Here is a 20,819-nt window from a genome sequence, read left to right as displayed (position 1 = left end):
AAGATTTTACTCATTTTTGGAGGAAGTTGTCATGGAGAAAGATCAAACTTTGAAAAATGCGATGAATGAATGGGCACGTGTAACTGAGGATCCACAAATTTTAATGACTTATGAAGTAAACCAGGAATTCCAAGTAGATGAAAAATTGACATTAAAAAAAGCTGAAAAACAAGGGGAAAAAAGAGCTATTAAGAGAGTGACGTTAAGAATGGTACAAAAAGGTATGGATAACCAAACAATATCTGAATTAACTGAGCTTACAGAAGAAGAGATTGAACAGATTCGTAAATAACGAATGTAAACCGAGGGTAGGAAGGAATATTAAACCAACTAAATTATTTTAACATGTATAAAATTTTTAGTAAAACGCTATCATTTCCAATTTTATTAACTAATTTCCTCTGCTAAAATGGAATCATAGGGATGAAGATAGAAGGGTAGATGAGGCACATGAGTACGAGTCTATTGATAACTTTAGGGGTTATATTTTTGACAACAATAGCTATAGCCATTTTAATTAAGATTCCAGAAGAAGATTAAACTGAATAATAAAATAAAAAGCTATCTCAAATAATGAAGGAGATAGCTTCTTTACTTTAAGAGGCATTATTTTAAGTAGCAAAATAAATTGTTTGCCTACAAGGTAAATAATAAGTGGATCTTTTACAAATAAAATATGTTTAACGTTATTTTCATATGTAAGATAAAAGGGTCTTTTTCCTGGCTTACATTGTTCATTTTCAATTTGAACTATATACGATAAAATCCACTACTAGTAAGTGTTTCAGTCCATGTATCTAACCTTCTATTTTTATCCTCTGAAATTAATTTTATATGTAATATATCTGACTCTCTTATCCTTAAGATATTCATCTCTTCTCTTAATGTCATTCTTTTTTTCATTTTGATGGTTCGCTCACTTCCATCTACCAAGGTGTAAACTCTGATTTTATTCATGTAACAGCTCCTCCTTTGATCAACTCATCAACAAATGACATAATGATTTTATGAAGCTATAGATTTTACCACAAAAAAACAAGCCCCGCTACTATGCTGCTGATTTTCTTTTGTATTAAATAAGCTAGTTGATGACATTGAATACCGCCTGCTTTATGGTCTATATACTACACTAAAAGTTTTGCAAATCCTTTAATAAATTTTATTCATTTATCGAGATTCTCTTTACTACTTAATGTCTCATTTGAAAAATTAAAATTGATTTTATATAGGGGAATTAGATGCATAAAAATTAATTAAAAACAAATACTTTCACTGTCATAAATAAAAAGGAGGCTAGATAAAGGTGGATGCACAAAGAGCACAAGAAATTGCCGATTCAGTGGACATGGCCAATGTAATATATAATGGGAAAAGTATTTACATTGAGCATGTAGACCAACAAAATGAGGTAGCTACAATTCATAACCTGGATGAACCAAATAATAAGCAAAGTGTTTCTATATCTGAACTAACAGAACAATAATTTATTTTTCTCCCATTTTTATGTATAGAGGATGGGAAGAAAAAATAAAGACATCAGAAAAGCTCTCATTAATGAGAGCTTTTCTGATGTGTGTGGTTTCTACAAATATTCGATAAAAGATGAAACATGTGCAAATATAAAATACCCTATAATCTTATATTTCTTCTAGATTAAAAGACGGCAAAATAAAAAGCTACCCTGGGTGCAGTAGGTCTTTCTATTTTGGGCTGTATATAATACACACTCTTAGTTAAAATAATGTCTCTTATAAGAATCCAATACAAAAAGAACCCTTGCAGCAGTAGAGGCAGTCCCAGGGTGCCGGTAAGGATTCTTTTGTTTAATATGCAGCTTTTTATACACCTTTAATTTAATAACATTCAATGGATGAGTAAATACAATATGTACAAAAAGCCGTACGCTTATTCATATGATTGTTTTCTTAAGTATTACAGATGAGGAAATAAGCCGTGAACTCCTTCTGCAATCATCTGTATAGCCATTACAGCCAATATTAGTCCCATTAACCGTGAAATAACGTTTAATCCATTCTGACCAAGCTTGTTAATAATGGATGTAGAATAATAAAAAAGGAGAAACGTTACTCCCAGTATAAGTGTGTAACTAATGAGTACACTCCCCAGATTTTCTATCGAATATGAGCTATGAGACATGACTGTCGCAATTGTTCCAGGTCCAGCCATAATCGGAAGAGCAAGAGGAGTAATCGAAATATCGTTTTGAGAAGCTGCAGCTTCTTGCTCATGCGAATGAGGGCTTTGTGCATTAGACGGTTTAGCATGCAGCAAACTATATGCGATGCCAAAGATTAAAATTCCTCCCGCTACGCGAAAAGCATGAATTGTGATGCCAAACATTGAAAAGATGAAACCGCCTAAAAGTAAGAATAGAGTAAGAATAATAAAAGAAATAATGACAGCCTTCCTCGCGCTATGACGCCTTTCCTGAAGGGAGTAATCATTCGTAAGAGTGATGAAGATAGGTATGTTTCCTAGTGGATTCATCACAGCAAAAAATGAGACAGTAAGTTTAAGAATTAAAGCTAACACAGTAAAAACTCCTTTCATCTTAATAGTAAAAGAATACCCGCTTGGTTTTATCCCTTAACCTATTCATCTGTATTTTTACTTTTAAGTAAAAAAGGACCATCTTAAAAAGAAACTTTTATGTTATGTAAACGATTTTTAAGTCTTTAGCTTCATATCCTGTTCAAGAACCATTAAACAACATAAGGTAATTGAGTCTTGAAGAGCGAACAAATCACTACACCTATAATTCCAAAAGAAACAACCCAAACAGAAAAAAAGCACTCACTAAAAGTGAGTGCTTTTTCATTAAATAAACAATCCAACCATAATACCTGTTAAAATAGAGCCCATTGTAGCGACTAACAGCATCTTCAAGCCGAACTTGGCAACTCGTGAAGCTTGTTCGCCGTTGATCGCTTGGATAGTACCAAGGACAATTCCAATTGAGCTGAAGTTTGCAAATGAGATTAAGTAAGCTGATACGATACCGACCGTTTTTTCAGAAAGGTGAGGCATCATTTTTTGGAAGTCAAGCATGGCAACGAATTCGTTTGCTACTACTTTTGTTCCCATTACGCCGCCGGCTCTCATTAGTTCATCTGCCGGAATACCCATGATAAAGGCAATTGGGTAGAAGATATATCCTAAAATGTCTTGAACAGTTAATCCGATGACGCCGTTTAATACATAGTTCACTAATGCTAAAAGACCAACATACGTCACAAGCATCGCTGCTACGATTAACGCAACGCGTCCGCCGTCTAGGGCACCGTCACCGATTGCTTCAAACAGCGTGCCTTGCTTAGCAGGCGCTTTGATATCGACTTCGTTTTCATCTTCCACTTTTACAGGTGCAACGATAGAAGAAACAATTAAACCAGAGAATACGTTTAGCGGTAGGGCAATTAATACGTATTCCGCCGGAATCATCTGCATGTATGCGCCTAGAATTGAACAAGAAACGGATACTAAAGATGTTGTTGTGACGATAAATAAACGGTTTGGTGTTAAACCTCCGATGTGGTTTTTCACCGCAATTAGCGCCGTTGTATCACCAAAAATCATGGCATTCACCGCTGTGAAGCTTTCAATTTGGGGAAGTCCGGTAATTTTTGAAACAAGTCCTCCGATATATTTGATCCCAAAGGGTAAAATACGAGAGTAGTTTAAAATACTTAATAATGCTGAAACGAATACAATCATAACTAACGTTTGGATAAAGAAAATGCCTTTTCCTGCAAGATCTCCAAACACGAACGAAATTCCGTCGTTACCAAATGATAAGATCTTTGTAAATACACTCGTAATAAAGTCAAGCACCTTGCGACCAATCGATGTATTCATCATAAAAGCAGAGATAGCGAGCTGAATAACCAGCATAACTGCGATGCCTTTGTAGTTGATAAGTTTCTTGTCGTTTGACATGAGGAACGCAACTGCTAAGACAATTAAAATTCCGATAATTCCCATTAAAATTGACATTTACTTTTCTCCTTACATGTACTCTATATTTATAAAAGAGGGACGTGCATAGAAATGACTATGTAAATCGGCCTCTATTTTATATAAAAATCAGGACTTTCACGCTAGTTTTAGTAAAAATGGGCAAAATTTTTTAGGCCATTGTAAAAAATGACGTAATTGTAAAATAATATTTACTATGTGCTAATATGTAAAAAAACATGCAGAACTGACATAATAACTTATATTTCGACAGCCCTTACTATCTTAAATCATTTCGAACAAAAGAAAAAGAGGAAATGAAGATATTTTTAATATAATTGTGAAATATTTTTTAAAATTTTCATGATATTGCCAAGATTTTAGTGGAATACATGAAAAATAAGAGCATCATCTTTAAAATGTGGTAAAATATGACGTAATTAGTAAGGGAAAACGGGGAAGGGAGAGGTACGAATGAATCAACGTAAAATAATTCATTTAGCAACCGGCATGCCTGAACAAATGGCATACAGTCCTGACAAAGAAATGCGCACAGGCATATGCAAGAAGCAAGTAGACGAGACCTTTTTAGCAAAAGAAGGGTTTCAAGGCGACGGCGTAGCGAACTTAAAGTATCACGGCGGACCGGATCGTGCGGTGTGCGTGTATCCGTATGAGCACTATAAAAAATGGAACGAAGAGTTTGATACGGAGCTGCCGATGTCTGCGTTCGGAGAAAATCTTGTTGTAGCAGGCATGCTTGAAAAAGAAGTATGCATTGGAGACATTTATGGAGTCGGAGACGCCGTCATTCAAGTGACGCAAGGGCGAAATCCATGCGACACGATTACAAAACGAACGGGCGTAAAAGGACTTTTAAAACGAATGATTGAGACAAGCTATACCGGCTATCTTTGCCGCGTGCTGAAAGAAGGTACGATTACACAGGATTCAGAAGTGAAATTGATTGAAGCTCATCCAAACCAAGTATCCGTTTGGTTTACGCTTGATTTATATTTCCATCGTCCAAAAGATGTAGAAGGGATGAAGCGGGCTTTAGAAGTGGCTGAGCTTGCTGAAGACTGGAAGCATAAATTTCAAACGCGTATTGAAAAGGCGCTTTCCGTAGCGCAGCGATAAAAAGTAAATGCCCTCTAATCGTTAGAACGTATCTAACGATTAGAGGGCATTTTTTTCTTAGAAACGTCCGTATCCTAAGAAATGATCTTGATAGTAAGAAACATCTAGGTCAGCTACAGCTACACCGTGTGAACCAGCATGAATCATTTGGCCGTTTCCGATGTAGATTCCCATGTGAGATGGGCCGCTTGTGTATGTGTTTTGGAAGAATACTAGATCGCCTGGTTGTGGAGACGAAATTTTTGTCGCCATGTTCCAATAATTTGCTACGCTTGTACGTGAAATGCTGTGACCGCTATGGTTGAACACGTATGCGATAAAGCCTGAGCAGTCAAATCCGCTTGGTGTGTTTCCTGCCCATTGGTAAGGTGATCCTACTAAACTACGTGCAACACTTACTGTGCTTCCAGAAGCCGTGCTTGTTGTTGGAGCCGGTGCTGGTGTGCTTGTTTCTTGTGCTGCAGATGTAGATGCAGACGCTGTAGAAGTAGAAGGAGTTGATGTGCTTACACCTTTTACTTGGCTTGTTGTGCTTGGTTTACCTGATGCAATTGTTACGTAGCTTGAGCTTTTTGAAATCCATTTGTTTGGTGCAATTTCAACTAAGCCGTTTGCTTCTTTTAAAATAGCAAACTCTTGACCTTGTGTTGCAGTTCCAACGACTGGAGATGAAAAGCTAGCTCCTTGACGAATATTTAACGCACTCACGTTTACGATGACTTTTTGATTAGTAGTAGTTGCTTGTTGTTGAGGTACGCTTGGCGTTACCTTTTCTTGTACGGGTGCTGGTGCAGCGCCTCCGTCATTTGCACTTGCTGAAGTTGTGCTAAATGTTAGGGCAGCGGGAACAAGTAATGCTGCTAACCCCATATTCATAACTGTACGATTTGCTTTCTTTAGCATGTTCTTTCTCCCTTTCCATAACTTGTTTTATTCACAACTGTGAGTCTATCAATCCTTACAGGAAAAGTAAACATCTAATTCCAAATTACGACATTTTGTAACATAGTTTTAATATTAAAGGGCGATATAAGTAGAACTGTCACCTTCTCTGTAATAATTCTGACAATTTATCTAGGTAGAAATGTTTAGGGAATTCATAGATTTATTAGAAAATATGTAAAGGGTATGGAATTTTTCTATTTTTATGTTAAAAAAGAGGGGGAATTAAAAAAACAGCGGCTATTTAGCTACTGTTTCTAGGAGATATAGTTCGATGGTAATATAGTTTACCAGCTCATTTAGTGAATAACAGGTTGTAAATTTCAACTAATGTATATAGAGAGAATACCAAAACTAAATAAAAAAACCGTATTCGCAACTCGAATACGGTTTTTCGTTTATTCAGCAGCTTCAGTTTCATTCGCTTTTAGCTTTTCATAAAATACGCCAAGCGAAGTCGTTACGTACGGAACGAGCCATAATAACCCGATGCCAAGCGTAATGATACTTAAAATTCCCCAGCCGATAAAGCTTAAAAGGAGTAAAAAGTAATTCCACTTATAGCCGTTCATTAACCTTCTGCTTTCGGTAATAGACTGGTTGACCGAATAATCTGGGTTATCGCGGAATACGTAGTAAGCCTGTGAATAGGCAAGACTTTTGATGATGCCAGGAATGATTAATAAAATACTCCATAGCACGGTATAAATAATCGTTAGCAAGTAAAGTCCGAGTGTTCTAAAATATAATCCCGCAGATGAAAACGAATCAAACACATTTCCAACACGGACGCTTTCTCCTCTCACTAAACGCAAAAGTACCCAGTAGTAAGAAAAAAAGAGCGGTACGAGCAGCAGGGATACAATATTAGCTAAGGTAGACTGAGAGTATTCAGTTTCGGACCCGCTTGGAAATCCGTTGATTAAAAAGTCAATAAGTGCTGGAATGCCGGCAGCAATTAGATACGTAACGAACGTAAGCAGTACGGCGAATCCCCAGCGGTTTTTCAGCGCTGCGAGTGCACCTTGCTTCACTTCTTTTATTCTCATAACTTGATGTCCCCCTATAGGTGAGTTTATACAGAGAATTTAACCTGTACATTAGTCAATATATTAGCGATTTTTGAATATATGAATGCTTGCACCAATAAGTTGTATAAAGATTTTTTATACGCTTGAAATTTGTGGAAAGTTCTTTGAGATGGAAGTATAAGGATATTTTTAGTCGGAAGGAGGAATAAAAATGACGCTTGTGTATTTGCTGATTTTGGCAGTCGTCTATATCTTTCTGGATTTTTGCCTGCGAAAAAAGCTGCATACAAAGATGACAAAAAGCTATTGGAGAAGCTTTAAAGGAAGGCGGCCGCTGTTTATCACAATTGAAATGGTGATGCTTGCTTCGTTTTTAGTGCTGATCTTCGTTATACCTCCAGCCTACACCTCTGTTTTTATGTTTCTTTTCTTGTTTCTCCTGTACGTGCTTCGAGGATTCGAAGAATGGAAGTTTGAAAGAAATCAAAAAGAGCACTATCACTCGTGGCTTGGTGCAACTTTTTTCATGTTTGCTTCGTTTTTAGCGTTGATGAGAGATATGTAAAACAAGATTGAGAAACAACGAAATGAACAGCGGTTGATTTCCGTGCAAGACTTCGCTTTCCGCGGGCGGCCGGTGAGCCTCCTCGTCGCGTGCGCTCCTGCGGGGTCTCACCTGTTCCGTTTTCCCCGCAGAAGTCTTCGTCTTGCCCTCCAATCAACCACTAGAAACACCTACATATATGGAACAAGCCTACGTTCACCATACCCATGAAAAAATCCGAAAGAATTGGATTCTCCATCAAGAATCAAGTTCGTTCGGATCTTCCTTCAATTAAACTACTTTTATACAAGCCTCTTTTTTTACGTAAAGTATTGAACAACTGTCCCTTTATTTTTCTCTACGTTAACACTCGCATACGCGCCGTTAATAAGCGTGAGCTGAGGAGGGAGGTGGCCGCAGTCGATGTCATAGATAACTGGAATATGTAAGTCAGAGGCAAGGTCGCGATACACATCTTCAGCGGTATAGGAATCAACGGGCTCATTAGCGCTGCTTCTTCCGAATAAAATACCCGAGCAGTTATCAAACCAGCCCGCTAGCTTAAGCTGAAGAAGTGAACGGCGAAGGTCAGCGGTCGTCAGTTCACAGTTGTCAAAGTACCAAATGACCGGTTCTGAAGGAATATGTTTTTCTCGAAAGACTTTTACATCTCCAAAAGGAGTGCCTGCTAAGTGCCTAATCACGTCAATACATCCTCCGAGCAGTCGCCCTTCGATGTGAACGTCGCTTGACTCTGTATGCTTCCAAGCCGTTTGTTCCGTTAAATGAAACACGCATGGTGACGGATTGTCGTGCTGCCATTTTTTTTGATAGCGCTGGGAAGACACTTGAACCACGCTTTCTCCTTTTTTGGTCGTCAGCACCTGCTGCCACATCGCAGTCGTTGGATCCCAGTATTCTCCTCGCAAATCCACAAAGTTGGTTCCATGAGCTGTTGCAATCCCGGTATTAAGTGTAATAGCCAGCAAAAGAACGCTGGTGTCAGAATAGCCAAGCACCCATTTTGCTGTCCATTTTGTAAAGTCGAGATGTTCAAGAATTTCAATCAGCAGCTCGCCTCCCCAAGGAGGAATAATGATATCAATGTTTTCATCTTCTATCATGGCTTGAAGTTCATTCGCACGTTTTTTAGGAGAAGCGGATTTTGCTTTATGCTGCGTCCAAACGGTTTCTCCCGGTATGACAGAAAAGCCTTTTTCCTTCATTCGTTCACACGATAAAGAAAACATGGAATGAAGAGCTTGAGGTACACCAGAAGAAGGTGCGGTTATGCAGACGGTAGGGTTAGATGTAAGAAAAGGATAAGTAATCATAGCGGCCTCCTTCAAAGGTTTTAGCTTATTTTACCAGCGAGATAAATACTGAACAAGCTTATTTTTAATTTAATTTAGGAAGATTGATAGGTTTTGTAAAAAGAATCCGTATTAATAGATGTAAAAGCAAGCGGAAAGGAGCAATACCATGGAAGATGACTGGATTATTGCGTGTATAACGCGTAAAAAAGAAAAAGGATTGGAGCTGTTAATCGATCAGTACGGAGGATTAATTACCTCTATTGTACGCAAGCACTTAGGTACGTTAAAAAGCTATGAAGAAGAGTGCATAAACGACGTATTGTTAGCGGTGTGGCATCATATTGATCGCTTTGATTCGGAGAAAAATACGTTTAAAAATTGGGTTGCGGCTGTTGCCAAGTACAAAGCCATTGACTATCAGCGCAAATACATAAAAACGCAGCACGAAGCGTTTGACGAAGCGGAATTTGGTGAAAAAGCAGGAGGTAACGTCCAAGCAGACGACGTGGAAGAACTTTTAGGTCACTTAAATGAAGGAGACCGCGAGCTGTTTAAAGCGTATTACTTACAGGAAGTCGAGCTAAAACAAATTGCGAAAAAGCAACAGACGACTATCAGCAATTTATATAACCGGCTGTCGCGCGGACGAAAAAAATTAAAAGCGATTTTTAAATGAGAAACAAGGAGGGATAGGTATGAAAAATCAATATGACTTATTAAACGGATCTTCTGTAGAATTTGAGGAATATGAAGAGATCGAGCTAACGGCAAGTGAGAAAAAACGAATGAAAAAACGTTTAAAACGTGACATAAAGCCGGCGCGGAAAAAAGTACGTCCGCTGATTGCCGCTGCGGTGCTGCTGCTTGCTGTGACGCCTGTGATGATGCAAAACGAAACGGTATGGGCATCGGCTGTGCGAATCAGTCAGCAACTTGGTCAGCAAATCGAGCTGCTTATGAACAAGCCTGAAGGCAGCTTGAGCAGCTATAAAAAAACGGTAAATGAAACGGCAACGGACCAAGGCATTCAAGTGAAAATAAATGAACTGATGCTTGATGACGGACAGGTGCTACTTGGGTTAACAATTAGCGCAGATGAATTTAGAAAAACGGCACTAGGTCTTAACCAAGACACCCCAATTCGACCGGGAGAGCTGCGCGTGAAAATTGGCAATATGTCGTTTTTTGATTCAGCTACAACTATTACGAATGAAACAATCAAAAACAAAGACGGAAGCTGGAGCTATCTGTACGCATTACAATTAACGCAGGCGGACACGGACGGAGACGGGAAAATTGATGTTCATGGCTACAACGTGCTAGACCATATTGATCCAAATAAAAATTATCAAATCAGCGCTCAGTTCACGAGCCTTGATTTTGAAAAGAATCCTGCTAAGACGAAAAGTGGGAACTACCGGGATTCGTACGGAGAAATTAAAGGGAATTGGACGGTACACACAAGCGTAAACGGCTCAAAAATTATCGCTGATACTAAAGTGTATCCGTTAAACAAGGAAATTCCGATTAACGAAAAAGGAATAGAAGGCGTATTGTCTATTAAAGAAGTTCGCGTATCGCCTGTTTCGATTAAAATGCACTATACGTTTACATCGTCAAAAGGAAGCATCCGAGGCGGAACGGACGTCGATGTCAAAATCAAAGACCAAAATGGAAGAGATCTTTCTGAAAGCGGCAGTGGAGGAGGAACAGACACAGTGCTAGAGATGGACGGAGAGTACCGAAATGATAAAGACGTGACTATGCTTCGGTTTATTCCTTATGTTTACGACGAAAAAAGTGAAACGTCAAAAGACTTAACCTCAGACGCATTTAATTTGAAGGTAAATAACAAATAACAAAATAAAAACCAGATGCCTGCTGTGTAAGGGGCATCTGGTTTTTTACTAAATATCCATTTTATTTAACAAGCGAAGAAACGTTTGTAATTCCTCATTCGTAAAATGGCTAAGCTTTTCACCATATTCTTTGGTGAGCACTTTTTCCATTTCTTCTGCAAACGCTTTTCCTTTATCCGTAATGGATAAGTAGACAACGCGGCGGTCTTTTTGACTGCGTACGCGCGTGACAAATTCTCTTTCCATGAGACGGTCGCTGACGCACGTCATGCTGCTGTTTGAGATGTGCATATGCTCTGCAATCTCAGAAACGATATGATTGCCTTCTTTATACAGCAGGCGAAGCGCTAAAAATTCATTTAAAGGAATATATGATTTTAAAATGGGAATAACCGATAGCTGCATTTTTTTCGTTTGGTTTCGCATCGTGGAAACCACATTTTGGATAAGTTGATCTCGTGTATTCATAGAGGTTGTATGCTCCTTTTTCCGTTCAAACAATTCTTTTTCTTTTCTATTGTACCATATTGTACATAAAGAGAAGCGGCAGGTTTTTTAGAGAGAAAAAGAGAAGTAGTAGATATCTGTTGCGATAGAAAGGGGCTTGAGTGATGGAAAAGGTAATTGAGTTTAAAACGACGCTGCTTCCTTTTGATGGAGCAAAGAAACTTGTGAACGCAAATAATTCTGAAAGTGACTTATTATACAAGGAATATTATGACCTCGGAGACGGCAAGCAGATGTGCACGCTTGTGTTTGAACGCTATTTTTTCCGCACCGGCGGCAGAGGATCACTAACGATTATTTTAGAAAATGTGTCCGGTCCAAACAAAGTTAAGTGTATTCCTTCAGGAAGCGCAGAAGGGGTATTGAATATTGACTGGGGAGCAAGCAAGGATTTTGTACGATGGGTAGAAAACGCACTGTCGTCGTACACGTTAGAAGAACCGCAAAGATAAAGGCAAAGCTGGAGAAGGCAATAAGCTTCTTCAGCTTTTTTGTGAAGGAAATGACGATTAGAGAAATGAAAAAATGTAAAAACTACTGTAGAAATAAGAACTTTATGTGGACAATAAGCATTTTTTCTCTTTTCACCGGATAAATGGGTATAATATGAAATTGCAGGAAGACTTCACATTTACATAATAAAGGAGAACATAATGAAAAAACTCAGCATTGTATTATTTGTGTTAATGATAGCTATAGTAGGCTGTTCAAAAGGAAATGATTCAAGTTCAAAAGAAGTAAAAGGAACAATTGAAGCACCGGAATCCATTCAGCCAAATGAAAAAGTGAAGCTTAAAGTCCTTGTGACGCAAGGAGACAAAAAAGTGGAAAACGCCGATGACGTGCAGTTCCAAGTTGAAAAAGAAGGCTACATCAATCAAGAAATGACAAAAGCACCGCACGAAGGAAAAGGCGTCTACAGCACGGACTATACGTTTAAAGAAAACGGTGAATATACAATCACAGCTCACGTGACGGTAGACGGTGACATGAAAATGTTCACGAAAAAAGTAGAGGTAGGTAAGTCTAAAGAGTAAAATTTATAGTTAAATAAGGTGCTTATATAGCCATGTGAAAAGAGAATGCCTCGCGCATTCTCTTTTTTTATAGGGTTGCTTTAATCTACGTAATTTGATAGTTCAATCAAATTGTGGTCTGGATCTCTAATATAGACAGAAACAATAGGCCCTAAAGCACCTGTTCGTTTGACCGGTCCTTCTTCAATATCTACATTATTTTTTTGTAAGTGATGGATTACGCTTTCGATTTTTTCTTCTGTAATGAAACATAAATCAGCAGAGCCCGGAAGAGGGTGCTTTGCTTTTGGCTCAAATTCATGGCCTGCTTCATGTAAGTTTATTTTTTGTTTACCAAAACGAAGCGCTATTCTTCCTTCTCCAAACGTTTCTTTTTGCATGCCTAAAATAACCGTATAAAAGTGAATGGTTTTTTCAATGTCTTTTACCGTTAGCACAAAATGGTCTAATTTTTTAATCATTTCGTTTCCTCCTAACAATGTAAACTTTCTTCCTCTGACAGTAGAGTAATCGCTGTAGGTAAGATCTGAAAGGCTTTTCTATAAATAAGTATATCATCTGTAAAGTGGAGAATAGTCAAAGGCAGATTTTTTAGCGGCTTCTGCGTCAAAAGAGCGTTTTATATATAGCCTGTTTTCTAAAATGTTGCGGTTTTTACATCGCACACTAAAAATTTATGGAATTTTATGTTAATATTAGGTGGAGAGTAGCATTTATTTTAGTAACTTGGTCGGGAAAGTTTGTTGAGTAGATGTGTTGAAAATTTAAATACATATAAGAATGGAGATGCTCATATGTCTATGGGGATTATTTCTTTAATCACTTTTGTTATCTGGTTTGTAGCCATTCAAGAGTTTTTAAAACCTGAAAAGAATCAGAGTAACCGAAAAATAATGATGTTAACATCCGCAGGCTCCTTGCTGACGTTAGTTCTGACCATTTCACTTTTTCAAACACTATAAAAATATCTCAAAAAGCGGTTTTTCAGCAGCTACAAGAAGCGTAGTTTGGGCAGTTCTGAGTTCTTCCATGGTTGTATAATTCGGTTTTCTGCAACATCCCAAAAAATGATGGTAAAAGGGAAGCGGCTTAGGAATCACCTTTCTTTTTTGCTCCGCTTATTTTGTAAAAAACAAAAAGAAGCTTATGAACTGATGATTCGTAAGCTTCTTTTTTGTTTTATACGATTATCTTATTTATAAACGCTGGACGGAATTTTAAACGTATGAATGCCGTTAGAATACGGGCCGTACTCATACTCACCAAATATAATGGCAATGCCGCCACTTGTGTAATAAAACTGATCTTCTTTTAAATTTACAGACTTAAATTCATTAACCCAGAACTGAGCACCTTTTTTATTACGGGCAATCATTTCATTGCGAATATAGTTATTAACCTTATTTAACTTAGTGTTATTGTTAATAATATCTTTTAAGCTAATTTGTCGAGCTTTTAACAAATCGTAATTGTAAGTATCAATCCAAGCGTTGCCGTGAGCGCCGCCAGCGTACGCATCATTCGTAACAGCAACACTTAAAATATTATCTTGGTTGTAAGGTACAGAGTATGTCATATTACGAGAATAAGGACCTGGTGCCCAACCGTTTTTGCGGTCTTCCTTCTCTTGTTCTTTTAGCTCGTTATGTTCTTTTTGTGCTTCTTTCGCAATGTTTAAAAACTTTCGATTATAGCTAGCCTCAAATGGTTTATTGATAAGGCCAGATACCTGCGGATAACTAATGTTGCTTGCTAAAGATTTCTTCGTGACCGTTACTCCTAAGGCCTGAACTTTGTCACTAGGCGCTTTTTCATACTTAATACTTGCTGACTTTTGAGCATAGGTACCCTTTGATACGCCGTAAAGACCACCAAATTTACTAGATTCAGAATACACGCGGAATACTTGCCCTTTTGTCACTTTTCTAGCCGCTACTAACTTGTTGTTTTTAATGTTGTAAAGATTAGTGTTCTTTAAAACTGTAACGCGTCCTATTTGCCCTTTAACCAGTTCCTGATTCCCCCACACGACTTTTGCTTCTGCAACGGTTTGCGGTGCAAGCGGTGAGAATAACAAAGCAAAACCTAAAACAACTGCGCTAACCCTTTTGAACATTTTCATAAAAGCCCCCTAAAGTGATTTTGTAGGTTTTAAAACTTTATTTTCCAAAAAAGCTCATTCACTAGTATAGCACACCTTTACATTTTTTTACTTTTCTGAATTCGTTTTTACTAAATTATTTTTTGACCTCATTTTCCTTACTACATTATTAAATAAAATAAACCACCGTTTAACACTTTATGCCCCCGGTAGAAAGCAGAAAAAAACATCGTATTTTACCCTAGACTAAAAAAGTTTCCTGTGGTAAACTTTCGGTATCATGACAAGTAAAAACTGAAAATTTTAAATAAATGATGCTGACATGTTCATTTTTCTGCACCAGCAGAATACCCTATTAAAAATCAACGAGCATATTTTTTCACTCTAAAAGTTGGTCTAATGAAAAAAATATAACCTCAGATAAAAAAAGAGAAGGGATGAAAAATAGATGGCTAGTGTAAATAATTATCCATTGTCTACATTTACGACAGGTGAAACAGTACAGCTAGAGCGAATTGAGATAGAAGGTGCCTTAAAGCGCCGCTTGTTAGATTTAGGATTTATTCCAGGAGCCATCATTAAAGTGCTTCAAAAAAGCCCGCTAGGAGATCCTGTTGCTTATCAAGTAAGTCATACAACGATTGGACTTAGAAAAGAAGAAAGCTCAAAAATTTATGTAAAAAAAGTAGGTGACGACGGTGAGTAAGTATCGTATTGCATTAGCAGGAAATCCGAACACAGGAAAAAGCACGTTATTTAATGGATTAACCGGTCTTAAGCAGCATACGGGAAACTGGACGGGAAAAACAGTAGCTAAAGCAGAAGGGACGTTTGAACATCACCAGCAGCTCTATACAATTGTCGATTTGCCTGGAACGTATTCACTGTATTCAAACTCGGCGGACGAAGAAGTAGCGCGTGATTATATTTTATTTGAAAGACCTGACGTTACGGTTGTTGTGGTGGATGCGACGGCGATGGAACGAAATCTTAATTTAGCGCTGCAAGTGATGGAAATGACTGAAAACGTCGTGATTTGCGTGAACTTAATGGATGAAGCAAAGAAAAAAGGAATTGTGATTAACGAAAAAAAGCTGGCTGAATCGTTAGGCGTACCGGTTGTACCTATATCAGCACGTAATAAAAAAGGAATTACGAATTTGCTAGATGCGATTGAACAAGTCGTGCGAGGGCAAGTAAAGCTTAATCCTTACCAGGTGCAGTACACAAAAGAAATTGAAGCGTCACTAAAGGAGCTAGAACCTCAAGTCGCTTCTATTGTTGGAAATCAATTTCCTTTGCGCTGGATTGCTTTACGGGTTCTTGATGGAGACACGTCATTTTTAGAAACGATTCAGCAGCGTCAGCAAAAAGACATCATTCACACAGAAAGGAGGAACAGCGCATATGGGAAATCCGTTAACTCCTGAAAACTCATTAGCAATGGAACAGCTAACGCGCTATGCGCAGCAGGCAAAAGAAAAAGATCATCGTTCAAATATGGTCGCAAGTATTTACAAGTCGTCGCAGCAAATATGTAAAAAATCGGTTGTGTACGAAGATCGATCAAAGCTTCAGCGCACGGAGAAATTGGATAAAGTCTTCACTTCGCCAATCTGGGGATTTCCAATTATGCTTGGTATTTTATCGGTGATTTTTTATATCACCATAGCAGGCGCAAACGTTCCTTCCGGATTAATCGCACAAGGTTTTGGCTGGGCCGAAGGGTATTTAACAGCTTTCTTTCAAGCGATGCACGCGCCAGAATGGCTGCACGGAATTCTTGTATTAGGACTGTTTCGAGGCACGGGATGGGTTATTAGCGTGATGCTGCCTCCAATGGCAATCTTTTTTCCTGTTTTTGCGCTTTTAGAAAACTACGGCTACTTGCCTCGGGTAGCGTTTAATATGGATCGTTTGTTCAAACGAGCAGGCGCCCACGGCAAGCAGTCGCTGACGATGGCGATGGGATTTGGATGTAACGCCGCAGCGATTATGTCGACGCGTATTATTGAATCGCCGCGTGAACGTATGATGGCGATTTTAACGAATAATTTTGTTCCGTGTAACGGCAGATGGCCTACGCTGATTTTATTAGCTTCTTTATTTATGGCAACCGGCTTTACAGGGAGCGCTAAAACCTTTGTAACGGCGCTTGTTGTGGTCGGAACAGTGTTATTTGGAATTGTGGTGACACTGTTCGTATCGTGGGCACTGTCTAAAACGGCATTGCGCGGAGTTCCAACCCACTATACGCTAGAGCTTCCGCCTTACCGCAAGCCGAAATTTGTGGATACAATCGTGCGCGCGACGCTTGATAAATCGCTATACGTGTTAAAGCGTGCCATTATTGTCGCAGCACCCGCAGCGGTGTTAACGTGGGTATTGGCCAATATTTATATCGGTGATACGAGCATTTTAATGCATTTTGTTCAGTTTCTTGATCCGTTTGCTCAATCGCTAGGACTAGACGGTTATATACTAGCGGCTTTTATTATTGGTTTACCGGCTAATGAAATTGTTGTACCGGTTCTATTAATGGCTTATTTATCAACAGGCTCATTAATTGAAATTGAAGATGCCACAAGATTAAAGCAAATTTTTCTTGATCACCACTGGACGTGGTTAACGGCTCTTAACATGATGTTGTTTTCACTCCTGCATTTTCCGTGCGGAACGACGCTTGTGAATATTTATAAAGAAACCAAAAATGCAAAGTGGACGTTTCTTGCTTTTGCGATTCCAACAGTGATTGCGATTGGCGTTACGTTTACTGTTGCTCAAGTGGTAAAAGCGTTTAACCTTATTTAAATATAAAGTGTATATGAAATAAAAGTGCAGGGCTTTGAAAAGAGCCCTGCTTTTTTTATAAGTAGTCAATGAGATGAATAGTATGATAGGGTGAACTTAATTGCTATTTATTAGGTTAAATGGTAATTTGTATGATGTAGATTCATTTCACTTATAAGAGAAATTAATAGACAAAACGTGCAGATAGATTGCTAAAAGGAGACTGACTGTGGGATTATTTTTCAGCAAAACAAATTCACAAAAAGCTAATAAGTATCAAACAAGGCTATATTCTTGCTTCACCATTCTCATCATAGTGAATGTGATCAACAGCTGGTTTCTCGATTGGTTTTGGCTTTATATGACCACAAGCAGTATCCTTGTTATACTAGTGGTATTTCTGCTTAAAACACCTAAACGCGATTCTAATGAAGAGTGGAAGCAGCTAGAAATAGACAAAGACGAGGCTTTTGAAAACAAAGTCAATCTTTTGATTCGAAATGGCCGAAGAGACGTTGATGTTATTAAATACATACGGAAAGAAAAAAATCTTGGTTTGCTTCATGCGAAGCAGTATTTTGATCGTATTAAAGCGTCAAGTGAATCATAAAAAACGACCTCTGACAAGAAGAGGTCGTTTTTTTGATATATAGTTTATTCTTTCTTGCCAACCGTCACTTTTTTCGTAAACATTTTCATGTCGCCTTTTATCGTAACATGAGCGGTAATCGTATATTCGCCGTCGTCTTTGAACGTATAGTCGGTGCTGTATGCGCCGTTACCCTGATGTTTTGCATCAATCATCTCTTGATTAATATAGCCTTCTTTTTCAACTTGAATCTGTACAGCGTCTGCATTTTTTATCTTTTTGTCTCCTTGTGTAACGAGTACTTCAATAGAAACTGTTTTATTGGCATTAATGGTTTGGGGTACTTCAATTTCCCCTTTAACTTCCTGTGACTTTTGCTCATTTCCTTTTGAACAGCCGACTACGGCAATGACTAAAACGAGCAGCAGAATGCTAAGTTTTTTCATAAATATCTCCTTTTTTATCTTATATCCTATTAGTAAATAAATTCTTCCATAAAACTTTATCACTGAAGTCATAAAATAAAATCATCCCAATGAGTGATTTTTACGATTGTTCATGTGAAAGAATTGAACATTTTGTTACAAAAAATAGTTTACTATCACAACACGACGAGAGGTGCTTTACAGCATTGTGCCATACGTTTAGGATTAAAAATAATAAGCTAGTAAAAGGAGAGAGAAATATGCTCATACTTTATGATGAGCTGTACGGAAAATTTGAAATAGACGGCGTTCTTTTAGAACTCATTCAAAGTGATCCCGTACAGCGTTTAAAAGGAATTTACCAAGGCGGAGCGAGCCGGTTTGTAAATGAAAACTGGAATACTACTCGATATGATCATTCCGTTGGTGCGATGATGCTTGTCAACAGATTAGGAGGCTCTTTGGAAGAGCAAATAGCGGCTTTATTACATGATGTTTCACATACGGCATTTTCTCATGTGATTGACTATGTTTTGGAACAAAAAGAAGAAAATTATCATGAAATGATTTACGAACAAATTGTGACCCAGTCGTCTATTCCTCATATTTTAAAGAGCGCCGGTTTAAACTGGCGAGATATCTTACTTGATGAAAGCCAATGGACGCTGCTCGAACTGAAAGCTCCGCACTTATGCGCTGATCGCGTTGATTATACATTGCGGGATTTGTACGTATGTGGGGAGATTACTTTACAAGAAGTGCATGCGTTTTTGGGTCAGCTTGTCGTATTTAATGGACAAATGGCGTGCAGTAATTTATCAGCGGCAGAGTGGTTTGTGGATGCTTACTACAAAGAAGTGATTGGCTTTTTTATGAATCCGCTTAATATGTTTGGAAACTATCAGCTGACGGAAATTATCAAGCTCGCTTTGCAAAAAGATATTTTATCTATAGAAGATTTTTTAAAGCAGGATGAAGATGTGGTTCGGTTGCTGAAAAATGCTGGAGATAGCAGCATTGAAGGGATGTTATCTGCTCTTTTTAACAGCAAAGTACAAAAAGGAACGGCGTCTTGTCATGACGTTCACCAAAAGACAAAAATGCGCTGGGTTGATCCTCTTGTTGTCGTTTCAGAACAAGTCGTTCCTGTATCCAAACTATCTATTACTGCTAAAAGAGTAATAGAAGAAGCAAAACAAAGGATAGAAAAAGGAGTATATCTCAACATTCCGGCTCCGTTATAAAGGGAATCATTACATAAAGAAGGGGATGCATAATAAAGTGCATCCCCTTATCTCATAAGAAGTTTTATAGACCTCTAAGGAAGCCTTCTCTTAACGAACTTCATCACGCTTCGCATTCAACTCTTTAATCGTTTCTCCTTCGACTAACACAGGCTGATAGTAAGTTTCATTTGGCAAGTCTTTTTTGCCCTGCAGCTTTTTAATAATCCAATCCGCTGCGTCGTGTCCCATTTGTTCCTGCGGGTGTGTTAAAGTTGTTAAATTAATCGTCGCATTTTTAGCCATGTATGAATTATCTTGACCAATAATTGACAACTTGTCCGGAATGGAAATACCAAGCTGTCTGCATACATTTACGACTTCTAATCCGACTTCATCGTTATAGCAGACAAGAGCGGTCATTTGGTCTTTGTTTTCAGTGAGAAACGTTTTTAAATTAGCGTACAAATCAAGCTTTGTTTCTGTATTAAAAGACAAAATATGCTCAGGCTGAAAGCGGAGCTTTGCTTCACCGAGCGCTTTTATGTAGCCTTTCATTCGGTACTTTCCCTGCAGGTCATCCATTTTTGCAATCAGCCCAATTTGTGTGTGCCCTTTTGAAATTAATTCGTTTGTGGCAAGGTAGCTTGACTGAACGTCGTCTAGACAAAAAAACGGAACGTCTAATTCTTCGTAGTAGGCGTTGATCATCGTAAACGGAACGTCTTGTTCCTTAAATGACAAATAATAAGAGATATTTGGATTGTACAAATTGCTTTTTGTAGGCTCAACAATTAAGCCGTCTACTCCGTAGGAAAGCATCATTTCCAGCGCTTTTTTTTCTTGTTCCACATCGTTATTTGTGCTCGCCAGCAGCAGCGAATAGTTATCTTTATTTAACCTGCTTTCAATTCCGCGAATAATAGAAGGGAAAATATAGTCGGAAATGTACGTAGTAATAACGCCGATTGTTTTATTTGCAGAAGCCCCGCTTGCTTTTGATTGATACTGATTACTTACATAGGTGCCAGATCCTTTTTCGCTTCTTAAAAATCCTTCATTCGACAGCTCTAAAATGGCTTTTCGAACCGTATGTCTGCTGACGTTATACGTTTCTTGCATGACCGATTCAGTAGGGATTTGTTCGCCGGTGCTGTAATCTCCTGAAAGAATTTTGCTTTTTATATCCTCAATAATCACCTGATATTTTGGCTTCATGTTTTCACTTCTTTCGTAGTTGTATACATTCAACTTTTTCTGTGTGTAGAATTTGTATGGACATATTTTATCATGAACGTGAATAATTGAAAAGATTTCTCTGGTTTTTAATTGAAAGCAGA

26 protein-coding genes are annotated in these 20,819 nt (G+C 38.2%); 14 read left to right on the top strand and 12 right to left on the bottom strand.

Going from position 1 to position 20,819, the window contains the following annotated elements; all coding sequences use genetic code 11:
- Positions 1-31: 31 nt before the first annotated feature.
- Positions 32-292 carry an Rpn/YhgA-type helix-turn-helix domain-containing protein gene (locus tag LIS78_RS18390; protein ID WP_252284145.1) on the top strand — a complete coding sequence of 87 codons (261 nt, stop codon included), beginning with the start codon at positions 32-34 and terminating at the stop codon, positions 290-292.
- Between the two features lie 458 nt (positions 293-750).
- Here LIS78_RS18390 and LIS78_RS18385 read toward each other — a convergent pair whose 3' ends face one another.
- A complete protein-coding gene (locus LIS78_RS18385; RefSeq protein ID WP_209150409.1) occupies positions 751-957 on the bottom strand; it encodes a hypothetical protein in 207 nt (68 codons plus the stop codon).
- 346 nt (positions 958-1,303) lie between these two features.
- Here LIS78_RS18385 and LIS78_RS18380 point away from each other — a divergent pair, with 346 nt between their 5' ends.
- Entirely contained in the window at positions 1,304-1,483 is a 180-nt protein-coding gene (locus tag LIS78_RS18380; protein ID WP_195782372.1) for a small acid-soluble spore protein H, read from the top strand.
- A gap of 449 nt (positions 1,484-1,932) precedes the next feature.
- On the opposite strand, the gene LIS78_RS18375 is transcribed toward LIS78_RS18380, so the two are convergent.
- Positions 1,933-2,571 (bottom strand): MarC family protein, encoded by a 639-nt coding sequence (locus LIS78_RS18375; RefSeq protein ID WP_374726304.1) that lies wholly within the window; start codon positions 2,569-2,571, stop codon positions 1,933-1,935.
- A gap of 267 nt (positions 2,572-2,838) precedes the next feature.
- Positions 2,839-4,014, bottom strand: coding sequence for a NupC/NupG family nucleoside CNT transporter (locus tag LIS78_RS18370; protein WP_192994763.1), 1,176 nt, complete (start codon positions 4,012-4,014; stop codon positions 2,839-2,841).
- A 435-nt stretch (positions 4,015-4,449) separates the two neighbouring features.
- Between LIS78_RS18370 and LIS78_RS18365 the strand changes: the two genes are divergently transcribed.
- Entirely contained in the window at positions 4,450-5,115 is a 666-nt protein-coding gene (locus LIS78_RS18365; protein ID WP_195782374.1) for an MOSC domain-containing protein, read from the top strand.
- 57 nt (positions 5,116-5,172) lie between these two features.
- Here the strand turns inward: LIS78_RS18365 and LIS78_RS18360 are convergent, their stop codons facing one another.
- Positions 5,173-6,018, bottom strand: a complete 846-nt coding sequence (locus LIS78_RS18360) for a C40 family peptidase (RefSeq protein WP_252284144.1) — start codon at positions 6,016-6,018, stop codon at positions 5,173-5,175.
- A gap of 437 nt (positions 6,019-6,455) precedes the next feature.
- Complete coding sequence (locus LIS78_RS18355) at positions 6,456-7,106, bottom strand: DUF975 family protein (RefSeq protein WP_195782376.1); 651 nt, start codon at positions 7,104-7,106, stop codon at positions 6,456-6,458.
- A gap of 193 nt (positions 7,107-7,299) precedes the next feature.
- On the opposite strand from LIS78_RS18355, the gene LIS78_RS18350 reads away from it, so the two are divergent.
- The gene (locus LIS78_RS18350) at positions 7,300-7,653 is read left to right on the top strand and encodes a DUF4181 domain-containing protein (protein ID WP_195782377.1); all 354 of its coding nucleotides are present in this window, start codon (positions 7,300-7,302) and stop codon (positions 7,651-7,653) included.
- Here the strand turns inward: LIS78_RS18350 and LIS78_RS18345 are convergent.
- Both LIS78_RS18345 and LIS78_RS18340 read right to left on the bottom strand, forming a co-directional pair.
- Positions 7,613-7,810 (bottom strand): hypothetical protein, encoded by a 198-nt coding sequence (locus LIS78_RS18345; RefSeq protein WP_195782378.1) that lies wholly within the window; start codon positions 7,808-7,810, stop codon positions 7,613-7,615. The genes LIS78_RS18350 and LIS78_RS18345 overlap by 41 nt on opposite strands.
- A 142-nt stretch (positions 7,811-7,952) precedes the next feature.
- On the bottom strand, positions 7,953-8,966 hold the full coding sequence (locus LIS78_RS18340; protein ID WP_252284143.1) for a S66 family peptidase: 1,014 nt from the start codon (positions 8,964-8,966) through the stop codon (positions 7,953-7,955).
- Positions 8,967-9,114: 148 nt separating this feature from the next.
- On the opposite strand from LIS78_RS18340, the gene LIS78_RS18335 reads away from it, so the two are divergent.
- Both LIS78_RS18335 and LIS78_RS18330 read left to right on the top strand, forming a co-directional pair.
- Complete coding sequence (locus LIS78_RS18335) at positions 9,115-9,624, top strand: sigma-70 family RNA polymerase sigma factor (protein ID WP_252284142.1); 510 nt, start codon at positions 9,115-9,117, stop codon at positions 9,622-9,624.
- Between the two features lie 19 nt (positions 9,625-9,643).
- The gene (locus tag LIS78_RS18330) at positions 9,644-10,807 is read left to right on the top strand and encodes a DUF4179 domain-containing protein (protein ID WP_252284141.1); all 1,164 of its coding nucleotides are present in this window, start codon (positions 9,644-9,646) and stop codon (positions 10,805-10,807) included.
- Between the two features lie 48 nt (positions 10,808-10,855).
- Here the strand turns inward: LIS78_RS18330 and LIS78_RS18325 are convergent, their stop codons facing one another.
- Complete coding sequence (locus tag LIS78_RS18325; RefSeq protein ID WP_252284140.1) at positions 10,856-11,275, bottom strand: MarR family winged helix-turn-helix transcriptional regulator; 420 nt, start codon at positions 11,273-11,275, stop codon at positions 10,856-10,858.
- A 143-nt stretch (positions 11,276-11,418) separates the two neighbouring features.
- On the opposite strand from LIS78_RS18325, the gene LIS78_RS18320 reads away from it, so the two are divergent.
- Together LIS78_RS18320 and LIS78_RS18315 are read left to right on the top strand one after the other, a co-directional pair.
- A complete protein-coding gene (locus tag LIS78_RS18320; protein WP_088567842.1) occupies positions 11,419-11,766 on the top strand; it encodes a DUF6054 family protein in 348 nt (115 codons plus the stop codon).
- 201 nt (positions 11,767-11,967) lie between these two features.
- Entirely contained in the window at positions 11,968-12,351 is a 384-nt protein-coding gene (locus LIS78_RS18315; RefSeq protein WP_252284139.1) for a FixH family protein, read from the top strand.
- Positions 12,352-12,431: 80 nt separating this feature from the next.
- Here LIS78_RS18315 and LIS78_RS18310 read toward each other — a convergent pair whose 3' ends face one another.
- Positions 12,432-12,812, bottom strand: coding sequence for a VOC family protein (locus tag LIS78_RS18310; RefSeq protein ID WP_209150397.1), 381 nt, complete (start codon positions 12,810-12,812; stop codon positions 12,432-12,434).
- Positions 12,813-13,145: 333 nt separating this feature from the next.
- Between LIS78_RS18310 and LIS78_RS18305 the strand changes: the two genes are divergently transcribed.
- Positions 13,146-13,313 carry a hypothetical protein gene (locus tag LIS78_RS18305; RefSeq protein WP_164796049.1) on the top strand — a complete coding sequence of 56 codons (168 nt, stop codon included), beginning with the start codon at positions 13,146-13,148 and terminating at the stop codon, positions 13,311-13,313.
- 230 nt (positions 13,314-13,543) lie between these two features.
- Here LIS78_RS18305 and LIS78_RS18300 read toward each other — a convergent pair whose 3' ends face one another.
- Positions 13,544-14,473 (bottom strand): DUF3298 and DUF4163 domain-containing protein, encoded by a 930-nt coding sequence (locus LIS78_RS18300; protein WP_252284138.1) that lies wholly within the window; start codon positions 14,471-14,473, stop codon positions 13,544-13,546.
- A 427-nt stretch (positions 14,474-14,900) separates the two neighbouring features.
- Between LIS78_RS18300 and LIS78_RS18295 the strand changes: the two genes are divergently transcribed.
- From LIS78_RS18295 to LIS78_RS18280, 4 genes are all read left to right on the top strand, one after another.
- Entirely contained in the window at positions 14,901-15,158 is a 258-nt protein-coding gene (locus LIS78_RS18295) for a FeoA family protein (protein WP_013058246.1), read from the top strand.
- Entirely contained in the window at positions 15,151-15,882 is a 732-nt protein-coding gene (locus LIS78_RS18290; RefSeq protein ID WP_209150393.1) for a FeoB small GTPase domain-containing protein, read from the top strand. Before LIS78_RS18295 ends, LIS78_RS18290 begins: the two co-directional genes overlap by 8 nt.
- Before the next feature lie 13 nt (positions 15,883-15,895).
- On the top strand, positions 15,896-17,263 hold the full coding sequence (locus LIS78_RS18285) for a nucleoside recognition domain-containing protein (protein ID WP_425334723.1): 1,368 nt from the start codon (positions 15,896-15,898) through the stop codon (positions 17,261-17,263).
- Positions 17,264-17,471: 208 nt separating this feature from the next.
- Positions 17,472-17,852 carry a hypothetical protein gene (locus LIS78_RS18280; RefSeq protein ID WP_209150389.1) on the top strand — a complete coding sequence of 127 codons (381 nt, stop codon included), beginning with the start codon at positions 17,472-17,474 and terminating at the stop codon, positions 17,850-17,852.
- A 44-nt stretch (positions 17,853-17,896) separates the two neighbouring features.
- Here LIS78_RS18280 and LIS78_RS18275 read toward each other — a convergent pair whose 3' ends face one another.
- Entirely contained in the window at positions 17,897-18,277 is a 381-nt protein-coding gene (locus LIS78_RS18275) for a FixH family protein (protein ID WP_209150387.1), read from the bottom strand.
- 239 nt (positions 18,278-18,516) lie between these two features.
- Between LIS78_RS18275 and LIS78_RS18270 the strand changes: the two genes are divergently transcribed.
- Complete coding sequence (locus LIS78_RS18270; protein ID WP_209150385.1) at positions 18,517-19,500, top strand: HD domain-containing protein; 984 nt, start codon at positions 18,517-18,519, stop codon at positions 19,498-19,500.
- Between the two features lie 90 nt (positions 19,501-19,590).
- On the opposite strand, the gene LIS78_RS18265 is transcribed toward LIS78_RS18270, so the two are convergent.
- Positions 19,591-20,697, bottom strand: coding sequence for a GntR family transcriptional regulator (locus LIS78_RS18265; RefSeq protein ID WP_209150383.1), 1,107 nt, complete (start codon positions 20,695-20,697; stop codon positions 19,591-19,593).
- Positions 20,698-20,819 lie beyond the last annotated feature (122 nt).

Source organism: Priestia megaterium, from assembly GCF_023824195.1.
GTDB lineage: Bacteria > Bacillota > Bacilli > Bacillales > Bacillaceae_H > Priestia > Priestia megaterium_D.
The sequence above is the reverse complement of the archived record's forward strand: the minus strand, read 5'-3'. Positions and strand labels throughout refer to the sequence as shown.